A 17,363-nucleotide genomic window follows, 5' to 3' on the forward strand; every position below is an offset into this window, starting at 1 on the left:
TTTTAGAGGGGAAAATCCCTAGAACCCCAATCTACTTACCCTATTAGCGATGGTGCTAGCGATTGGCTTAGTTGTAGACGATGCAATTGTTGTAGTAGAAAATATTCATCGTCACATTGAAGAAGGACTGTCCCCAGTAAAAGCTTCGCTTTTGGGCGCCCGAGAAATAGTATGGCCAGTGGTTGGTATGACTATAACACTAGCCGCGGTCTATGCTCCAATAGGCATGATGGGAGGTGTTACTGGCGCTTTATTCAAAGAGTTCGCATTTACCCTCGCCTGCTCGGTAATTGTGTCGGGGGTCGTCGCTCTTACTCTGTCTCCGATGATGAGTAGCTATATGCTCGACGCTAAAATGTCTGAAGGACGATTAGCCCAAATAATAGATCGAACCATGACCGGCTTGGCAAATCGTTACGGCAAGCTGCTTAGTTATGTATTGCACGCAAGAGCCGCGGTTTTATTTGTTTGTGTCGCCATTCTAGCAGGCATAGTCGTGTTATTTATGGGGGTTAATCATGAATTAGCACCAGGCGAAGACCAAGGTTATGTTTTTGTTCAAACCAAATCTCCCCAATACGCAAGTGTAGATTATACAGAGCAAGCGACGCTGGAAGTTGAAAATGTGTTCAGACAACTTCCTGACTATCAAGCAAGCTTCTTCGTGAATGGACTAGATGGGCAGAATAGCGGGTTTGGTGGTGTCGTACTAACGCCTTGGGATGATCGTAAAATGAATACCAACGAAGTAGAAGGCATTATTAACGGTCAATCTGGAAAAATTACCGGAGCTTTTGCTACAGCCTTCCAACCGGCACCGTTGCCTGCGGGTAGCGGTGGCTTACCTGTTCAAATGATTCTGCGCGCACCATCTGAGTTCTCTGAACTGTACAAAACAATGGAAGGAATTAAAGGTGCAGCATGGGGTAGCGGATTGTTTGCTTTTGTAGACAGCAATCTGGCTTTTGACAGTCCACAGGCTCAAATCTCTATAAATGCATCTAAAGCAGGCGAGATGGGCGTTAGCATGAATGATGTCGCAGAGACACTAGCCGTTCTTGTTGGTGAAAACTATATTAACCGATTCAATTGGTTCGATCGCTCTTACGATGTAATTACTCAAGTGCCTCAAAGCGAACGACTAGCCCCTGATGATTTATCAGGATACTACGTTCGAGCCCAATCAGGTGAGATGGTGCCGCTATCCACGGTCGTTGATATAAAAGTCACCCCACAGGCCAATCGGTTACCACAGTTTAACCAAATGAACGCTATTACCTTGTCCGGCGTCCTTCTACCGGGAGTAACCATGGGACAAGCTGTTGAGTTTTTACAGGCACAACCACTTCCTCCTGGCGCTCAGATAGACTGGATGTCCGACAGCAGGCAATTTGTCAAAGAGGGTAATCGCTTAATCATCTCCTTTGGATTTGCGCTGATCGTTATATTTTTAGTCTTAGCTGCTCAGTATGAGAGCTTCAAAGACCCATTGGTAATTTTGATTACAGTACCGCTAGCTATTTGTGGGGCCCTAATTCCACTTTGGCTAGGATTTGCAACGATGAATATTTACACCCAAATTGGGCTAGTCACCCTAATTGGGCTCATATCTAAACACGGTATTTTAATGGTGTCTTTTGCCAATGATATTCAGAAACATCAAGGCTTGAGCCCTATGGATGCAATGCTACACGCAGCAATGATTCGTATGCGTCCGGTTCTAATGACTACGGCTGCAATGGTATCAGGATTAATTCCTTTGATGTTTGCCACAGGAGCGGGTGCAGCCAGTCGCTACTCCATTGGCTTAGTGGTTGTCACAGGTCTACTGATCGGCACCTTTTTTACACTATTCGTATTGCCCACTATTTACACTCTGCTTGCCCGCGATCACCGCGAAACCTCAGCTTCTGAGCGCGAGCGAGAGTTACTGGAAGAGGATTCAAATCATGCATAAGATTAAGGCTTATCGTGCGCCCAAGACTACATTACTTTCCCTCACCTTGATGCTGGCACTTGGCGGTTGCTCACTTGCACCAGAATACAAGAAACCAGAGAACCCGGTGTCGGCAAGCTGGATATCAAACGAAGCAAATAGAATCGAGAATAAATCAACTATTTCATCTGGCGCACAGGTCAACTGGCAGGAATTTGTTAAAGACCGCCATTTAGCAGCTCTTATCGAGCTAGCGTTAAATAGTAACCGTGACTTGAAACAAACACTGCTTAATGTCAAAGCCGCTCGAGCTCAATACGGCATACAACGAGCGGATACGTTGCCAACAATCGCGGTACAAAGCACTGCAACACGTCAACGAACCCCAGAAGACTTAAGAATCCCTGGTATGCCAAGCGTTCAAAATACGTATCGCGCTGGTGTGGGATTTACTTCGTTTGAGCTTGATTTTTTCGGAAGGGTTGAGAATATGACGGAGGCTGCACTTCAGGAGTACCTTGCAACCGAAGAGGCGGCACAAAGCTTACGCATTAGTCTAATAGCTGACGTTATTCAAAGCTACCTTGTTTATCAGGGCGCAGTGAAACGCTTAGATATTGCTGAGCAAATTAAGCTATCAAGAGAAGTGACTCAAAGCAAAATCAAACAACGTCAGGCTTTTGGTGCGGCTACAGCTATAGAGTTTCAGGATGCCCTCGCTTTAACTTTACAATCCTATGTCGAAGTAGAGCGGTTAAAACGGGAGCAAGAATTAGCGCAGAACGCACTGACTCTGCTAGTGGGAGTTCAGGACATAACTCCAATGCTAAATAAAATATCCTTAGATGAGTCTCCAATCGTAGACGAGATCTCACCTGGTGCACCTTCTGAACTTCTGATATTCAGGCCTGATATTCGTTCTGCAGAGCATCAGTTGATGGCAAGAAACGCAAATATTGGAGCGGCCCGAGCAGCATTTTTCCCTAGCATTTCACTTACCGGTTTTTTCGGGGCTTCCAGTATGGAGCTATCAGAGCTATTCAATAGTGGACAGCGCAGTTGGTCTTTTTCTCCACAGCTATCATTACCCATTTTTGACAATGGCAGAAACCAGGCGAATCTTGAGTTAGCAAAAATCCGTAAAGATATTGCCGTAGCAAATTACGAACAGACCATACAATTAGCATTCAAAGAAGTAGCAGATGCTCTCGCCTCCATTGATACTCTTCGGCGCGAACAAACCGCTCAGGAGAAGCTAACTGAAACAAGCAAAGAACGTCTTCGTCTGTCCAGGGCCCGTTACGAAAATGGAATAGATGACAACCTCAGGTTTCTTGATGCTCAACGGGAAAATTTAACAAGTCAGCTAGCAGCGATTAACGTTAGAACTCAAAAGCAGATAGCTATATCTACCTTGTATCGTTCGCTTGGAGGAGGCTGGTTTAGTGGTGCTGACAGCGCTGAGCAGGTTAGCCAGATCAAATAGCGTTGTATTCATAGAACTGGTTACAAGGAAGTAACCAATTCAGCTTGTTGAAAAAAGCCCACTGTTTTGACTTGCTTTGTCAGAGTCAGGATCTTTAGCTATCTTAGTATGGTGTTGACTGGATTTTGATGCCTTCGGTATATCTACTATGTTATTACTTCGTGCAACTTATGCAGCTTTACTTCTTACATGTAGCGAATATGCCAACGCGCAATTAAAAGAATGCGTTATGAACGTTTATGAGAGCGGCGACGACTCAATGACACTTAGCGAAATTCGGGATAAGTGCGGAGCGCAAACATCGGAGATAGAAGTTGACAGTATTAAACCTATAGCTGCTTCTTCCACGACCCCAGGATTAATATCAAAACGCTTTAATAATGAATCCCGCACAGAGTTTGAACCCTATGTAATAACACCTCATAGAGTCAATTTTTACTTACCTTTTTACACTACAAACTCGATTAATAAATTTGCTTATCAGACTTATGGTGGCTATGAAGAGAACCTTGAGGATTTAGAGTCTAAATTTCAGATAAGTCTGAAAGTCCCTCTTAATCACAAAAGCCTCTTTATCGAAGGTGACGGTATTTATTTGGGTTTTACCCTACAAGCGCTCTGGCAGGTCTACTCGAGCAACATTTCTAAACCCTTTCGAGAAACCAACTATCAACCGGAAATATTCTACGCAGCCCCTTTTAGGCTGGCAACCCTTCCAGAGTAATACAGGTTTTATCCTCGGGTTCGAGCATCAATCTAACGGACAAGCTCAGCACTTATCCCGCAGCTGGAACCGCATTTACGGCAGCTTTCTACTTGAGAAGGAAAACTTTGCGCTGTCGTTTCGCCCCTGGTACCGAATAGAAGAAGAAGCAAAGGACTTCCCACTCGATCCAGATGGTGACGATAACCCTGATATTAATGAGTACATGGGCCATTTTGATCTGGAAATGGTTTATAAATGGAACGAATTACAAATAGGCTTCACGGGTCGCCGGAATTTCGCCACACATAAAGGCTCAACTGAATTCAGCCTAACTTTCCCACTTTGGGGAAAGTTGAAAGGTTATGCTGTGATGTTTAATGGTTATGGGGACAGTTTAATCGACTACAACTATAGCCAGACAAGATTCGGATTAGGTCTGGCGCTTAACGAACGATTATAAGTTAAAACAGGTAAAGTCCTGACTAAGTACGCGAAAGCAATCCGTTTCGAACGGTAGAATTGTTTTCAGTTCAGAATCTGTCTGCTTATTGTTTTATGCTAGAAAAGAAAAACAACATCGAACATGATATTCCGACAGAAAGCTTACAATTCATAAACAAAAAACAATATTAATATAAACAGTGCCTTACAAGCATATTCGACAAAAATATGGAATATATAGACTACAAAGATATTAAAACTACGGAATATTGTCTACTCCAAACATGAATGATATTAATATCGTGTATTAGATTCGTTAGCTATCTAAATTATAGATGACTCAGTACACTCAAGGTTTACGCAATACACAATTTTAAGTACAGAGGTTGCCATGAGAGTTACTGTATCCCCATTAAATAAAGACATAAATGTTGAGGCAGGCTCAAACTTGCTGGAATCTCTTCTAGCAAATGATATACCAATTTCATACAGTTGCATGTCTGGACAGTGCAATACCTGCCAGTGCACGTTAACATCGGCAAGTAACGCTGGCAGTAAAGTGCTAGCGTGCATGACTCAATTAGAAACTGACTGTTCAATAGAAATCCCGGAAGTCGACGAAATTGTTACTCATCCGGCGAAAAAATTAAAGGGCACGGTTACAAGCATTGAGCAGCAGACCCACGACATAATTAAAATAAAGTTGAAAACCAATAAGCCATTAGAATTTACTGCCGGACAATATGCTTTATTGGAATTTGCGCCAGATGCAAAGCGCCCCTATTCAATGGCGGGATTGGACCAGGACGATGAACTAGAGTTTCATATCCGTATCGTTCCTGGGGGCCGAGTGACTCCTAAACTCGCTGAGACTTTACGAGTTGGCGATAAAGTGAAAGTGGCTGGGCCTAGAGGTGCCTCATATCTACGTAAGGCTAACAGCGATCCCATTTTGTGCATCGCAGGAGGAACTGGGTTCGCACCAATGCTATCTGTTGCTAGAGGCGCTCTGGAAGCGGGTTTACAAAATGACGTATTTTTTTACTTTGGCGTTCGAACCATAAAAGATGTTTATGGAATAGACATTCTAGAGCGCCTTAGCAATGAATATAAGAACTTCAGCTACAAAATAGTAATCAGTGAATCAGGCGATGAGTCCAGTTATGCACAAGGGTTTGTAACCGACATAGTAAAAGACGATTTTGACACTTTTGCAGACTGGCGAATCTACCTTGCGGGCCCCCCGCCGATGGTTGAGGCTGCTCAAGCATTAGTTGTTGAAAAAAACGCAACTCTCGCTAATGTTTATGCTGATGCATTTTATGCAACAGGCGATTGATAGCTTAAAGTAAGTCTAAAGGCTCCGGTAATTGTAACCGTTAATTGGCCGAGCCTTAGTCAAGCTATTCTCTTCCAAAGCTGCAAAAGCAGCTTAAGGAACCCATTCCTGATTGGAGTTTGGATGAAGGGAGAATGTCAATAATGTTGTTTAATCAGTTTCTTTCAGATAAGAAAATTCATCTATTTCCAAAACCTAATTTGGAACCGACATATCTTGGCTGAGGTCATTGCTGGATAATAAATAGTTATAATAATCCAGAATTTCACGTTCGAGATTATTTTTTAAGTCATCCGGCAGGACAACACTTGGCGAGCTTTCGACCTCTTTTAAAATATGAGATTCAACGTCTAGGAGATTCTTAGCACAATATTTACGTCCGAACGGATCTTTCTCTAGATAAGAATCTACATTATCCAAAATGTATACATCCTAGGAAGTCTCGATATCAGACAAGGTGTCTTGAAGGAGAGTGATCCACTTTTTAGCATCGTCACTGTACTGTCCTACAAAATTTTGACCATTGTAGACTACTCTTGCTCCGGTAAGGATAGAGCTGATGAACTACTATTGCGGAAAGAATTAGCGTTTGCGAACAGGAAGCTGAAAAGATACTGGCAGCCTACAAAACCATTTGTAGACGGCTTTAAGAATCACGATTGCTCTGATTTAGTCGGTCTGCGGAGTTGTTAAGCCTACCTAGAGTATTTCGATCACGTACTTAACGTATTCGAAATTGCTGACATCAGGTGGCTTCGATGATTGCTTTTTACATTGCCTAGAGCCATTTGGGCAGTCTGGCAAGCTCAATCAACAGGAACCTGGTGAACGGTTACGTATATTGTCAGCCAGAACTTCTCTAGCAGTTTGATGTGGGTTGCGATGTCATAAAACAGCAGGCCAGCCTTTCTGGATTGTCGATTTTGATTCCATACACCGACAAAAATACTAAGGGGTTACAATAACGACGAAACAAAGCAACACTAGCAAGATGAGTGCTATCACAGCCGGAATTGAATGGGCAAACTCCTTATGCCGCCAGAGTGTTACAACAGCAAATATCATAATGACAGTTGCTAATGCTGAGCCATATAAACGTGTTCCTTGATAAAAAATCAGGCCTGCAGCTATGAGCTCGAGAATAGCTGTAACTATGAAACCATTCAGGGTAGCCCCATAATTTAAATTGTGCGCGGGTAGTATCTTTAGCAGGTATATTGACGAAAAACCCAACCACCATAAACCCGCCTAAAAGTACTGATAAAACTGTTTCTAGGTCAAAACTCATATCACCCAACTTAAAATAATCTTCATTAGTAGATAGTTGAAAGCAATCATTTGCTTAAAACATTACTTACTCATAAACACAATGCACTGCCAGTACCTGAGAGTATGGCTATGCGTTTGATTCTTAAAAAGAACAGTAGTGACAAAAAAACAGACACTCAGTTTTCACTGCGAGTGTCTGTTGTGGCAAAAATGATTAAAACTCGTATTCCCGTCCAAAAGTCTAGGGAAGGAAATTACTTATTCAAACCGAACGAGAATTTTTTCACCGTCCAAAGAGGTTTCATAGGTTTTGATATCTTCAGTTAATGGTGCACACATAGCCTTACCAGACTTGATACAGAACTTCCCCTGGTGAAGGGGGCATTCTATTTCACCGTCTTCAACGAAACCATCGCTCAGCAACGCCTGCCCGTGGGTGCATACATTATCGGTAGCGAAAACCTCACCATCAATTAAATAAAGTGCAACAGGGTGCCCATTTACATTAATACCAATTACATCATCTTCTATAAGATCTTCTTGATTCGCTACAGGTATCCAACTATTACTCATGTTTCACCTCATATCGGATATATCAGAGAGTTGAGAATCATGTCATTGTCAAAAACGCAGACTCGGGATTGCAATAGCAGAGAGTCACCATCAATGACGAAGCGATCAACATACCGCCCAACATTGAAAACCTCCGCTATACCGTCATTCTTAGTTCTAAATACAGAGTAATTGGCCTGAGCATCAATAAAGTCTTCACTGCTACTAATCACTCTTGGGGCTGAAACGACATGTTTCTGCATGTATGGGTCATGAAAAATGGTTTCTGTAACACCATATATACGATCTTTTAGCATGCCTTTACCCTCTAGAGACAAAGCAGCCATAGGCAAATCTCGATCGTAATTTTCGCGCGATTGAATTTTATAAATACAATCATCTGTAAACATGTTAAACCAGCTATCCCACTCTTCCAGGTCAATACTCGCTGCATAATCCTGATAGAACTGGGTCAATTTTAAGTAAAGTTCTGTAGTCATCACTTAAACCCCCATCTGCTTGCGCCAATAATCGTACATACCTCGGATAAGAGTTTCAGATACCATATGGTCAGTATGCTCAATATCCCGTCCCCCTAACTCAACCAGAGTTTGATAGTCTTTTTTAGCTTCAAAGCCCTCTTGCGAAAACTCGATAACTTCACCGTCATCAGCTGAGACAAATCCTGCAGGACCAAATAAGTTAGCTTGCCGTAACCGTCGCTCCGTTAACTCAGGAGTATCATCCTCGTAGCCAAAGTGAGTCCATACGAAGTCAAAGGAGCCATTACCATTAGGCTGAATATGCCTGGTGCTAACACTGTTAACCTGTTGCTGTAGAATTACGCTTGGAAACACTGTCATCATTACTGCTGTAGGACCATCCCACCATTCTTCAGGCTGCACATCCAAAAAGCGCGGATCATTCAATTGCATCTCTTCTTTGAAACTACTGACGTTGGTAGTTTGCTCATTTTTACCACCACTGCCTCGGGTAGAAATCATGGCCGCGTGACGATAATGTTCATCCATTTTGAGTTCAGAGCGATTATCTGCTCGCCATAATCCAAAAGTAACAAACCACGTGTGCAACAAGCCCGGGTGATAAGGATCTTTGATATTTTCCATCATCAGTTTCCAGTTACCCGGAATCCGTTGCTTGTTATATCCCAGAACCTTCAGTTTTCGTCCATTAAACATGCGGTCAAAGTAGTGCAACATTTCAGGGCCAAGAAAGTCTTCAAATGACTCAACATCATGATCAAAACTGGCGAAAACAACCCCACCTCGTTGAGCAACCTTTAGCTGAGTTAAGCCATGTTCTTTTGGTTTAAAGTCTTTTGGCATTCCGCCCTTTACTTGACCATCCTGCTTAACACCACGGCGAAATGGAACACCCTGCAAATCACCTTCTAACGTATAATTCCACTGGTGATACGGGCATACAAAGCTCTGTGCATTACCATGTTTCTTACGGCAAAATCGCATCCCTCTGTGAGCACAAATATTCTCTACAACATGAATTTCGCCTTGCTCGTTACGCACCATAATTACAGAACGCTCGCCGATCACGGTACGTTTAAAGTCACCTGGTTCAGGTATTTCTGCTTCAAGACCAACATAACACCAGTGTTTTTTGTAAAAGATATTTTTAAGCTCTTTCTCGTATATACCTTTATTGGTATATGCCCAGAATGGAATTTTACTTGTATCGTCAAACTTCCACTCTGTTTCGCTTAAGAGTTCTTGATTATTCACATGACTCTCCTCTTTGTGTTAGGTGTACCGCTTTGAAAGCAACAGAAATAACAATTCATTAACCAAATAAGTTGCCTGCGACTATAAATTCAGTAATGATATTAAGAAAGCTAATGTGACTAATAAACGATATTAACCAGACTAATATGTTGTGAATTATGATTGAGCTTCAAGACGTCGATTTAAATCTACTTGTAATATTTCAGCTAATGTATAAGGAGCGCAAAACAGGAGTAGTAGCAGAGCAACTCAACTTATCTCAGCCTGCTGTGAGTCACGCTATTGGCAGATTAAGGCGACTATTTAATGATGAACTATTTGAGCGTACAGCAAGAGGTATGCGGCCAACTCCGTTCTCTGACAACATTTATTATTCTATAAGCCAGGGATTAAGCACTCTTCATGATGGAATCAACTTTCAAGATAAGTTTGATCCCAACGACAGCAGCAGGATGTTTAAAGTTGTCATGACAGATTTAGGCGAAATGTATATTCTTCCGCGACTACTGGACTACCTTGCGAAACATGCTCCAACTGTATCAATCAGTACTGTTAGAGAAGCTGACGGCTCGCTAAGAGATGACCTTGAGTCAGGCAACATGGATCTGGCATTAGGCCTTATTCCGCAGTTAGAGGCTGGGTTTTATCAACGTCGGTTGTTTGAGCAACGGTATGTATGTTTAATGCGCAAAGGTCATCCACTAAGTAAAGGAGAATTTAGTTTAGAACGTTTTGCTGAAGCCGAGCATATAGTTATCGAAGCCAAGGACACAGGTCATGTGGGCGTTGAGAAATGCCTTAAAAAAAGTGGTATAGCCAGAGTTATACGATTACAGCTTCCAAATTTCATGTCAGCACCTTATATAGTTGCTCAAACAGATCTTATTGCAACAGTTCCAGAAACATTGGCCATGACCACAAAAGACAGCCTCGGTCTCGAGGTACGAGAGCATCCTGTAGAAATTCCCCCAGCTCAAATCAATCTGTTTTGGCACAAACGTTACCATCAGGACAGTGGCAATATGTGGTTAAGAAATGTGTTATATGACATTATTCCGTCAAATTAGTCGCATTTAATTGAACAGTCGCTCAGAGTTTTGCGCACCTTGATTACAAATATTTTGATAGATAGTTTATCAAGCTTTTTCAGTCCTCATTTAACATACAACTAGCTTCTCGGAAACATTCTAAAAGGGCTTCCACGGCTTTATCATCGACTACCTCATCTCGCCAGCACATACCAACAGAGCCATCGTCTCCAGCGACGTCAATATTCAGGGGCTCCATAAAACCTCTACGTTTAAAATGATTTGCGACTTCTTCTGACGCAACGGACAACATATTCGAATGCTGCAGTAACCAAAGATTAGCGACCTGAGACGAGGATTCAACCCTGTACATGGGAGGTTTTTGCCCCGCGAGAGTTAAGGACGCATCAAACTTACGCCGGATAGGTGATCCATCAGGCCAAACTATCCAGTCGAACATTAACAGGTCATCCCAATATAACGTTTTCTTTTGTGTTAAAGGGTGGCCAGGCCGGGACACGATGCAAATATTCTCACTGTAAAGGTGTTCATTATGAAACTTAGAACTTGGTTGGTAATTGTCTAAACGTCCAACTACTACGTCTAAATCACCTCGAGCTAATTGAGACAATAAAATATTCATTGTACTTTCTTGCACGCGGACACTGGCTTGTGGGTGTAATTTAAGAAACTTCGCAATCGCTGTTGGTACGAAACTTGGCGCTGATGCTGGCGAGGTTCCAATTGCTATGGTTCTGCCTGAACCATTTTTCGCTGCACTGATATTTTCTTGTGCGCGCTCTATTTCTGCTTGAATTCGAATGGCGTGTTCCAGCAGTAATTCGCCTAATAATGTAACTTGTAAGCCCCTCGCCTTTCGCTCAAAAAGCACTCCCCCTACATCCTGTTCGAGCTCTTTTAACCAGCGTGATAACGCAGGCTGAGTAGTGTAAAACGCGTTCGCTGTCTTGCTTAAGCTTTTTGACTCGTTTAAATGAATGAGCAGGCTTATATGCTTTAGCTTTAAATGTCGTGACCAATCCATACAACATACCATTAGTGATATACATCAATAATTATATATCATTTGTCGTTATATGTAAGCTATTACAAAATACAGCTATCACTTAGTGACCTGACTAATTATGTAATAGGGGTCTTTATGCAGCTTTACAGTTTCTTCAATAGTTCAACATCTTATCGCGTACGTATAGCACTAGCTATCAAGGGTATTGCTTACGAATACAAGGGTGTAAATATACGGATAGGAGAGCAAGCATCTCCTGAATATCTCAAGTTAAACAAGTCTAAGGGGGTGCCTGTTCTTATCGCAGACGACGAGTTTCAGTTAACCCAGTCGCTTGCCGTTATCCAATACTTAGATGACTTGCAGCCATCGCCATTATTAATCCCTAAAGACCCAAAAGCGAAGGCCCGTGTTTTAGAACTTTCAAACGCAATTGCTTGTGACATGCACCCGGTAAATAATTTAAAGATCCTCGGCTACTTAAAGAATGAGCTAAAAATTACAGAGGATCAGAAGAACGCATGGTATCAACATTGGGTTGCAGAGGGGTTTTCAGCTGTTGAAGCGCTACTCGAAAAATATGGTGAGGGCCCCTACTGCTTTGGTAGCTCACCAACCCTTGCCGACTGTTGCTTAGTACCCCAGGTTGCCAATGCTCTCCGTTTTAACTGTGATCTATCATCATTCGAGAAAGTTATGCGTGTTTATCAACATTGTATATCACAACCGCAATTCCAACAGGCAGCACCAAAAAATCAACCCGATTTTTCTGATTAATAGATGAAGCTGTTCTCTTAATATCAGAAATCTTTGTGTCCTTAATAAGGAGTAAACAATGCAAACTTTAGGAACACTTGAAGAGCTTCCAAAAGATTATCGCGATCAATTAGAGTCTAAAAATCTGGTTCCTCTATGGCCAAGCATGCGAGCGGTATTGCCATATAATGTGCCATCTCGTAAAACAACATCACTAAACTGGGATTTTGAAACGCTACGCCCCTTATTGTTAAAAGCTGGCGAACTTACTCCCATGGAAAAAGCTGAACGTCGGGTACTAGTGTTAGCCAATCCAGGGCATGGTTTAACTAACATGCAAGCGACTCCCAGTATTTATATGGGCATGCAATTAATTCTTCCTGGTGAAACTGCGCCGAACCACAGACATACACCAAACGCTGTGAGAATAATTGTTGAGGGAGAAGGTGCCTACACCACCGTAAACGGCGAACCATGTCGTATGGACCGAGGGGACCTTATTTTGACACCCTCAGGTATGTGGCACGAACATCACCACGAGGGGGACGGGCCTATTGTATGGTTAGATGTGCTTGATCTACCCCTTTGCTACTACCTTGAAAGCTCTTGGGCTATAGAAGGCGAACCACAACCTAACAAACGGCCATCTGATAAATCATTTGCCGAATACAGCGCAGCAGGCATTGTACCCAGCATAAACTATTCTCGAGAAAAGTCGCCAGCCCCAATGCTTCGTTATCCCTGGGACAAAACTCGAAATTGCCTGGTTGAAATGTCAAAAATTTATTCTGAGGGGCTGTTACGTATCAGCTATATCAACCCCGAAACAGGAAAAAGTTTATTTCCCAGTATAGGCTTTGGAGCAATCATGCTACGCCCAGGAGAGACCATCACACTGCCCAAACGAACCACTGCATGTATATTCCATGTAGTTGAAGGCGATGGACAGGTCGTTGTAGATAATTCAAATACTATCGAATGGATTGAAAAGGATACTGTATCTGTACCCGGCTACACAAACATTACACTAATCAATAAATCATCAGGTTCACCAGCATTTCTGATTTCTGCTGATGAAGAACCGTTACACAGTTACCTTGGCATCTATTGATTTAACTAAACACTATAATTAGCGAGGCGTATTTATGTCTGGACAATATCTTTACCCGGTTACTCCACCCTCTTCAGTTGAGGTTGTAGGTGAGGAATCACTTTATAATGTCAATCGTATTTTTTGCGTTGGCAGAAACTATCTTGCGCATGCCTCAGAAATGGGCGTAGCGGTTGATAAATCAAAGCAAGAGCCTTTCTACTTTCTGAAAGATCCAAGCACTTTAATACCGAGCGGTTCTGCGATTTCTTACCCACCACAAACATCGAACTACCATCATGAAATGGAATTTGTTGTTGCTATTGGTAAATCAGGTTTTGAAATTACCGAGGACGAAGCGGACTCCTATATTTACGGTTATGCATGTGGTTTAGACATGACCCGTAGAGATCTTCAGCTTAAAGCTCGGGAGACTGGACGTCCTTGGGATCTAGGCAAAAATTTTGAGGAATCAGCTGTTATTTCACCCATAGTGAAAGCGTCAGACAGTGGAATTATCAACGAGGGCTCTATTGAACTCACAGTAAACGGCCAAACTAAACAGTCCTCTGATCTCAACCTTCTAATTTGGAGTGTAAAAGAGATCATCGTTCATTTATCAAAGTTTTATCATCTACAGCCTGGAGATCTTATCTATACAGGAACTCCGGAAGGTGTTGGCCCTGTAGTTTCAGGCGATAAGATTGAAGGTGCTATTGAAAAACTCGGTAATATCGAATTAACGATAAAATAATTAAATTTTTCAAACTTATCGGGGTTAAAAAGTATGACTGAAAAAAAATTCATCAAAGCAATCGAAGTAATTAAAGTACCAGAAGATGATGTCATTGGTGTTGATATTAATGGCTTAAATTTAGCTATCTATAATGTAGAAGGTGAAATTTTTGCTACTGATAATATTTGCACACATGGAAATGCTAAATTATGTGATGGATTTCTTGATGGGTACAAGATCGAGTGTCCTCTTCACCAAGGTGAGTTTGATATTCGAAGTGGCAAGGCTTGTACTAGCCCTTTAACGGAAGATATAAAATCGTATCCCACAAAAGTAGGTGACGATGGGTTTATATATATCAATGGCTTAATGTAAATATTATGAGGAAGTTTTAATGAAAACACAGCTAATCATAAATAATAAGTTTGTCGATAGTGAAAGTAAAAACACATTTGAGCGTTACAACCAAACGCTTGGTGAGGTTGTAACATCTGCGGCAGCAGCGAGTGTCGCAGATGCAAATAATGCAGCTGAAGTTGCACAAGAAGCATTTAAATCTTGGTCTAAAACTGGGCCTACAGAACGCCGTAATGTTTTATTAAAAGCAGCAGATATATTAGAAAGTAAAACAGCTGAGTTTATTGATGTAATGGCGAAAGAAGTAGGCTCTTCAGGGCTATGGGCTGGCTTCAATGTCATGTTAGCAGCTAATGTTTTTCGTGAAGCTGCAAGCTTAGCAACTCAAATACAAGGTGAGACTATTCCAACAGATAAGCCTGGGACACTTTCAATGACAATACGTGAACCCGTAGGTGTTATTTTGAGTATAGCACCGTGGAATGGGCCTATTGTATTAGCGGCTCGGGCTATTGCTTACCCTATTGTTTGTGGAAATAGTGTTGTATTTAAAGCTTCAGAAGTAAGTCCTAAAACGCATAGTTTAGTTGTTGAGGCTGTTATTGAAGCAGGTTTACCGGCGGGTGTTTTAAATTTACTGTCCAATAAACCAGAAGACGGTGAAAGCATTGTTAATGCTTTAATTGAGCACAAAGCTGTACGAAGAATAAATTTCACAGGATCAACCCATGTTGGGCGTATTATCGCACAAAAAGCTGGTTATCACTTAAAACGATGTCTATTAGAATTAGGTGGAAAAAGCCCTCAGGTCATTCTTGATGATGCAAATTTAAAAGAAGCAGCAAAAGCGGCAACTTTTGGATCATTTCTATATCAAGGACAAATATGCATGACTACTGGCCGTATTATTGTAGATGAATCTGTGGCTGATGAATTTGGTGAAATCTTTGCTAAACTTGCTAGCAAGCTACCTGTTGGAAATCCCTGCGATAATAATGATTGTATTGTAGGACCAGTGGTAACGCAGAGTTCAGCCGAACGCCTAAATGGCTATATTGATGACGCGTTGTCCAAAGGCGCTAAACTGATTACAGGTGGCAAAGCAAATGGCACGGTGATGAAACCTACTATTCTTGATCATGTCACCTCTGATATGGAAATTTACCATGAAGAATCTTTCGGTCCGCTAATCTGTATGGTTAGAGTTAAGAATGCTGATGAAGCATTACATACAGCAAATGACACACCCTATGGCTTATCCGCTGCTGTATTTGGTAAGGATGTAAATAGAGCATTACAAATGGCTAAAGATATCAATGCAGGGCATTGTCATGTCAATGGTACAACAGTCCAGAATGATGCTCAAGCACCTTATGGTGGAACCAAAGATAGTGGCTGGGGACGATTTGATGGTCGCGCCGTTATTGATGAATTTACTGAATTAAAATGGATAACTATTGAGCCTATTGTTCAAGATTATCCGTTCTAGCTAATTCCCATAAAAACACACCTCAACTTAATGATACTTAGGTTTTCTAAATCGGCATGATTAAGTTGATAAATATGAATATTAAAACAAACTTATTAAAGAGATAAAATGACAACTCAAAACAAAAGAAAATTAATGACTGTTGATGATGTACATGGGCTATGGGCCATTATGCCTACACCCGCAAAAGAAGGTGCTTCTAACTGGCGCATGCAAGATACCGTCGACTTAGAAGAAACTGCACGTGTAGTCGAAGAGCTTATTGCTTCAGGTGTTGATGCTATTATCAGTACAGGTACATTTGGTGAAGGTGCAACTCTAACGAGAAATGAAAAACGCGACTTTATGAAAACGATCGTTAAAACCGTTAAAGGCAGAGTTCCTTATTTCTGTGGTACAACCTCACTCAATACACGTGAAGCTATCGAACAAACTAAAGAAGCAAGTGAAATTGGTTGCGATGGAACAATGCTAGGATTACCAATGTGGCAATTGTGTGATGTACAAACAGCTGTCCAATTTTATAAAGATGTTGCAGAAGCTTGTCCAGATATGGCTATTTGTGTATATGCCAATAGTGAAGCATTCAAATTTGATTTTCCTCGTCAATTTTGGGCTCAGGTTTCCGAAATACCACAAGTTATTACAGCGAAATATTTAGGTATAGGTTCACTTGTACCTGATATGAATTTAAGTCAGAGAAAAATTAGATTTCTTCCTCTGGATGTTGACTTTTATGCAGCGGCACGTATTGCTCCTGAATTTTGCACTGCATTTTGGACAAGTGGAGCAGTATGTGGCCCCGCCCCAGTATTAAAATTACGAGATGAAGTAAAAAAAGCAAGTAAAACTGGAGACTGGGATGAAGCTCAGAAAATTTCAGGACAAATTGCTAGAACATATGCAACATTATTTCCAAACGGCTCGTTTAAAGATTTTTCAACTTATAACATCAATTTAGAAAAACATAGAATAAATGCTGCTGGTTGGATGAATGCAGGTCCATGCCGTCCTCCTTATATTTTTACACCTGAAGAGTATTTAGAAGGTGCATATAAATCAGGTAAGGCTTGGGCTGAGTTACACCAAAATCTTTCTAAATAAAGGAGGTCAATATGTCAGTTTATACAATTGAACGTGTGTTATGGGATCTACAAGATTCTGATGAAAAAGCGGCTCTTTATCGTGAGCAGCCGAATGAAATTTTAAATCAATATAATTTAACCACTGATGAGCACAGTTTGCTATCAGATATGGATATTGAGTCAATGGTCTCTTTAGGTATAGACCAGATGTTAATGTTTATGACATGGCAGGCAATCAATGGCCCTCAAGGGAGCCCCGAATATATGCAGCGTCTTAATAGCATTAAATCATAAAATATTTTAGGAGTT

18 protein-coding genes are annotated in these 17,363 nt (G+C 41.5%); 13 read left to right on the forward strand and 5 right to left on the reverse strand.

Annotated elements, in window-relative coordinates; genetic code table 11:
- Window positions 1–49: 49 nt before the first annotated feature.
- The 5 genes from D104_RS28785 to D104_RS28800 all read left to right on the forward strand — a co-directional run bounded on the left by D104_RS28785 (window position 50) and on the right by D104_RS28800 (window position 5,908).
- Window positions 50–1,957 (forward strand): efflux RND transporter permease subunit, encoded by a 1,908-nt coding sequence (locus D104_RS28785; protein WP_013786023.1) that lies wholly within the window; start codon window positions 50–52, stop codon window positions 1,955–1,957.
- On the forward strand, window positions 1,950–3,422 hold the full coding sequence (locus D104_RS28790) for an efflux transporter outer membrane subunit (protein ID WP_024024123.1): 1,473 nt from the start codon (window positions 1,950–1,952) through the stop codon (window positions 3,420–3,422). Before D104_RS28785 ends, D104_RS28790 begins: the two co-directional genes overlap by 8 nt.
- Before the next feature lie 259 nt (window positions 3,423–3,681).
- Window positions 3,682–4,146 carry a phospholipase A gene (locus D104_RS37695; protein WP_407635741.1) on the forward strand — a complete coding sequence of 155 codons (465 nt, stop codon included), beginning with the start codon at window positions 3,682–3,684 and terminating at the stop codon, window positions 4,144–4,146.
- Window positions 4,147–4,156: 10 nt separating this feature from the next.
- Window positions 4,157–4,588 carry a phospholipase A gene (locus D104_RS37455; RefSeq protein ID WP_407635742.1) on the forward strand — a complete coding sequence of 144 codons (432 nt, stop codon included), beginning with the start codon at window positions 4,157–4,159 and terminating at the stop codon, window positions 4,586–4,588.
- Between the two features lie 372 nt (window positions 4,589–4,960).
- The gene (locus D104_RS28800) at window positions 4,961–5,908 is read left to right on the forward strand and encodes an FAD-binding oxidoreductase (RefSeq protein ID WP_024024124.1); all 948 of its coding nucleotides are present in this window, start codon (window positions 4,961–4,963) and stop codon (window positions 5,906–5,908) included.
- Between the two features lie 195 nt (window positions 5,909–6,103).
- Here the strand turns inward: D104_RS28800 and D104_RS28805 are convergent, their stop codons facing one another.
- From D104_RS28805 to D104_RS28820, 4 genes are all read right to left on the reverse strand, one after another.
- On the reverse strand, window positions 6,104–6,328 hold the full coding sequence (locus D104_RS28805) for a hypothetical protein (protein WP_013786018.1): 225 nt from the start codon (window positions 6,326–6,328) through the stop codon (window positions 6,104–6,106).
- Between the two features lie 1,107 nt (window positions 6,329–7,435).
- Window positions 7,436–7,750 (reverse strand): non-heme iron oxygenase ferredoxin subunit, encoded by a 315-nt coding sequence (locus D104_RS28810; RefSeq protein ID WP_013786015.1) that lies wholly within the window; start codon window positions 7,748–7,750, stop codon window positions 7,436–7,438.
- Between the two features lie 8 nt (window positions 7,751–7,758).
- Window positions 7,759–8,229 (reverse strand): aromatic-ring-hydroxylating dioxygenase subunit beta, encoded by a 471-nt coding sequence (locus D104_RS28815; RefSeq protein WP_031214878.1) that lies wholly within the window; start codon window positions 8,227–8,229, stop codon window positions 7,759–7,761.
- 3 nt (window positions 8,230–8,232) lie between these two features.
- Entirely contained in the window at window positions 8,233–9,486 is a 1,254-nt protein-coding gene (locus tag D104_RS28820; protein WP_013786013.1) for an aromatic ring-hydroxylating dioxygenase subunit alpha, read from the reverse strand.
- Window positions 9,487–9,644: 158 nt separating this feature from the next.
- On the opposite strand from D104_RS28820, the gene D104_RS28825 reads away from it, so the two are divergent.
- The gene (locus D104_RS28825; RefSeq protein WP_013786012.1) at window positions 9,645–10,553 is read left to right on the forward strand and encodes a LysR family transcriptional regulator; all 909 of its coding nucleotides are present in this window, start codon (window positions 9,645–9,647) and stop codon (window positions 10,551–10,553) included.
- A gap of 79 nt (window positions 10,554–10,632) precedes the next feature.
- Here the strand turns inward: D104_RS28825 and D104_RS28830 are convergent, their stop codons facing one another.
- Window positions 10,633–11,559 carry a LysR family transcriptional regulator gene (locus tag D104_RS28830; protein WP_024024126.1) on the reverse strand — a complete coding sequence of 309 codons (927 nt, stop codon included), beginning with the start codon at window positions 11,557–11,559 and terminating at the stop codon, window positions 10,633–10,635.
- A gap of 117 nt (window positions 11,560–11,676) precedes the next feature.
- On the opposite strand from D104_RS28830, the gene maiA reads away from it, so the two are divergent.
- The 7 genes from maiA to D104_RS28865 all read left to right on the forward strand — a co-directional run bounded on the left by maiA (window position 11,677) and on the right by D104_RS28865 (window position 17,348).
- Window positions 11,677–12,318, forward strand: a complete 642-nt coding sequence (gene maiA, locus D104_RS28835) for a maleylacetoacetate isomerase (RefSeq protein ID WP_013786010.1) — start codon at window positions 11,677–11,679, stop codon at window positions 12,316–12,318.
- A gap of 58 nt (window positions 12,319–12,376) precedes the next feature.
- Entirely contained in the window at window positions 12,377–13,408 is a 1,032-nt protein-coding gene (locus tag D104_RS28840) for a cupin domain-containing protein (RefSeq protein WP_013786009.1), read from the forward strand.
- Between the two features lie 34 nt (window positions 13,409–13,442).
- A complete protein-coding gene (locus tag D104_RS28845; RefSeq protein ID WP_024024127.1) occupies window positions 13,443–14,141 on the forward strand; it encodes a fumarylacetoacetate hydrolase family protein in 699 nt (232 codons plus the stop codon).
- A gap of 33 nt (window positions 14,142–14,174) precedes the next feature.
- Complete coding sequence (locus D104_RS28850) at window positions 14,175–14,498, forward strand: non-heme iron oxygenase ferredoxin subunit (RefSeq protein ID WP_024024128.1); 324 nt, start codon at window positions 14,175–14,177, stop codon at window positions 14,496–14,498.
- Window positions 14,499–14,517: 19 nt separating this feature from the next.
- Complete coding sequence (locus D104_RS28855; protein WP_024024129.1) at window positions 14,518–15,969, forward strand: aldehyde dehydrogenase; 1,452 nt, start codon at window positions 14,518–14,520, stop codon at window positions 15,967–15,969.
- A gap of 108 nt (window positions 15,970–16,077) precedes the next feature.
- Complete coding sequence (locus tag D104_RS28860) at window positions 16,078–17,073, forward strand: dihydrodipicolinate synthase family protein (RefSeq protein ID WP_024024130.1); 996 nt, start codon at window positions 16,078–16,080, stop codon at window positions 17,071–17,073.
- Window positions 17,074–17,084: 11 nt separating this feature from the next.
- A complete protein-coding gene (locus tag D104_RS28865; RefSeq protein ID WP_024024131.1) occupies window positions 17,085–17,348 on the forward strand; it encodes a hypothetical protein in 264 nt (87 codons plus the stop codon).
- Window positions 17,349–17,363 lie beyond the last annotated feature (15 nt).

The sequence above is a fragment of the Marinomonas profundimaris genome (assembly GCF_000508165.1).
GTDB lineage: Bacteria > Pseudomonadota > Gammaproteobacteria > Pseudomonadales > Marinomonadaceae > Marinomonas > Marinomonas profundimaris.

Bases quoted from the DNA above. Each gene is read 5' to 3' on its own strand.
- D104_RS28785 (WP_013786023.1), top strand. From the start codon at position 50: ATGGTGCTAGCGATTGGCTTAGTTGTAGACGATGCAATTGTTGTAGTA.
- D104_RS28790 (WP_024024123.1), top strand. From the start codon at position 1,950: ATGCATAAGATTAAGGCTTATCGTGCGCCCAAGACTACATTACTTTCC.
- D104_RS37695 (WP_407635741.1), top strand. From the start codon at position 3,682: ATGACACTTAGCGAAATTCGGGATAAGTGCGGAGCGCAAACATCGGAG.
- D104_RS28800 (WP_024024124.1), top strand. From the start codon at position 4,961: ATGAGAGTTACTGTATCCCCATTAAATAAAGACATAAATGTTGAGGCA.
- D104_RS28810 (WP_013786015.1), bottom strand. From the start codon at position 7,750: ATGAGTAATAGTTGGATACCTGTAGCGAATCAAGAAGATCTTATAGAA.
- D104_RS28815 (WP_031214878.1), bottom strand. From the start codon at position 8,229: ATGACTACAGAACTTTACTTAAAATTGACCCAGTTCTATCAGGATTAT.
- D104_RS28825 (WP_013786012.1), top strand. From the start codon at position 9,645: ATGATTGAGCTTCAAGACGTCGATTTAAATCTACTTGTAATATTTCAG.
- D104_RS28830 (WP_024024126.1), bottom strand. From the start codon at position 11,559: ATGGATTGGTCACGACATTTAAAGCTAAAGCATATAAGCCTGCTCATT.
- maiA (WP_013786010.1), top strand. From the start codon at position 11,677: ATGCAGCTTTACAGTTTCTTCAATAGTTCAACATCTTATCGCGTACGT.
- D104_RS28840 (WP_013786009.1), top strand. From the start codon at position 12,377: ATGCAAACTTTAGGAACACTTGAAGAGCTTCCAAAAGATTATCGCGAT.
- D104_RS28845 (WP_024024127.1), top strand. From the start codon at position 13,443: ATGTCTGGACAATATCTTTACCCGGTTACTCCACCCTCTTCAGTTGAG.
- D104_RS28850 (WP_024024128.1), top strand. From the start codon at position 14,175: ATGACTGAAAAAAAATTCATCAAAGCAATCGAAGTAATTAAAGTACCA.
- D104_RS28855 (WP_024024129.1), top strand. From the start codon at position 14,518: ATGAAAACACAGCTAATCATAAATAATAAGTTTGTCGATAGTGAAAGT.
- D104_RS28860 (WP_024024130.1), top strand. From the start codon at position 16,078: ATGACAACTCAAAACAAAAGAAAATTAATGACTGTTGATGATGTACAT.
- D104_RS28865 (WP_024024131.1), top strand. From the start codon at position 17,085: ATGTCAGTTTATACAATTGAACGTGTGTTATGGGATCTACAAGATTCT.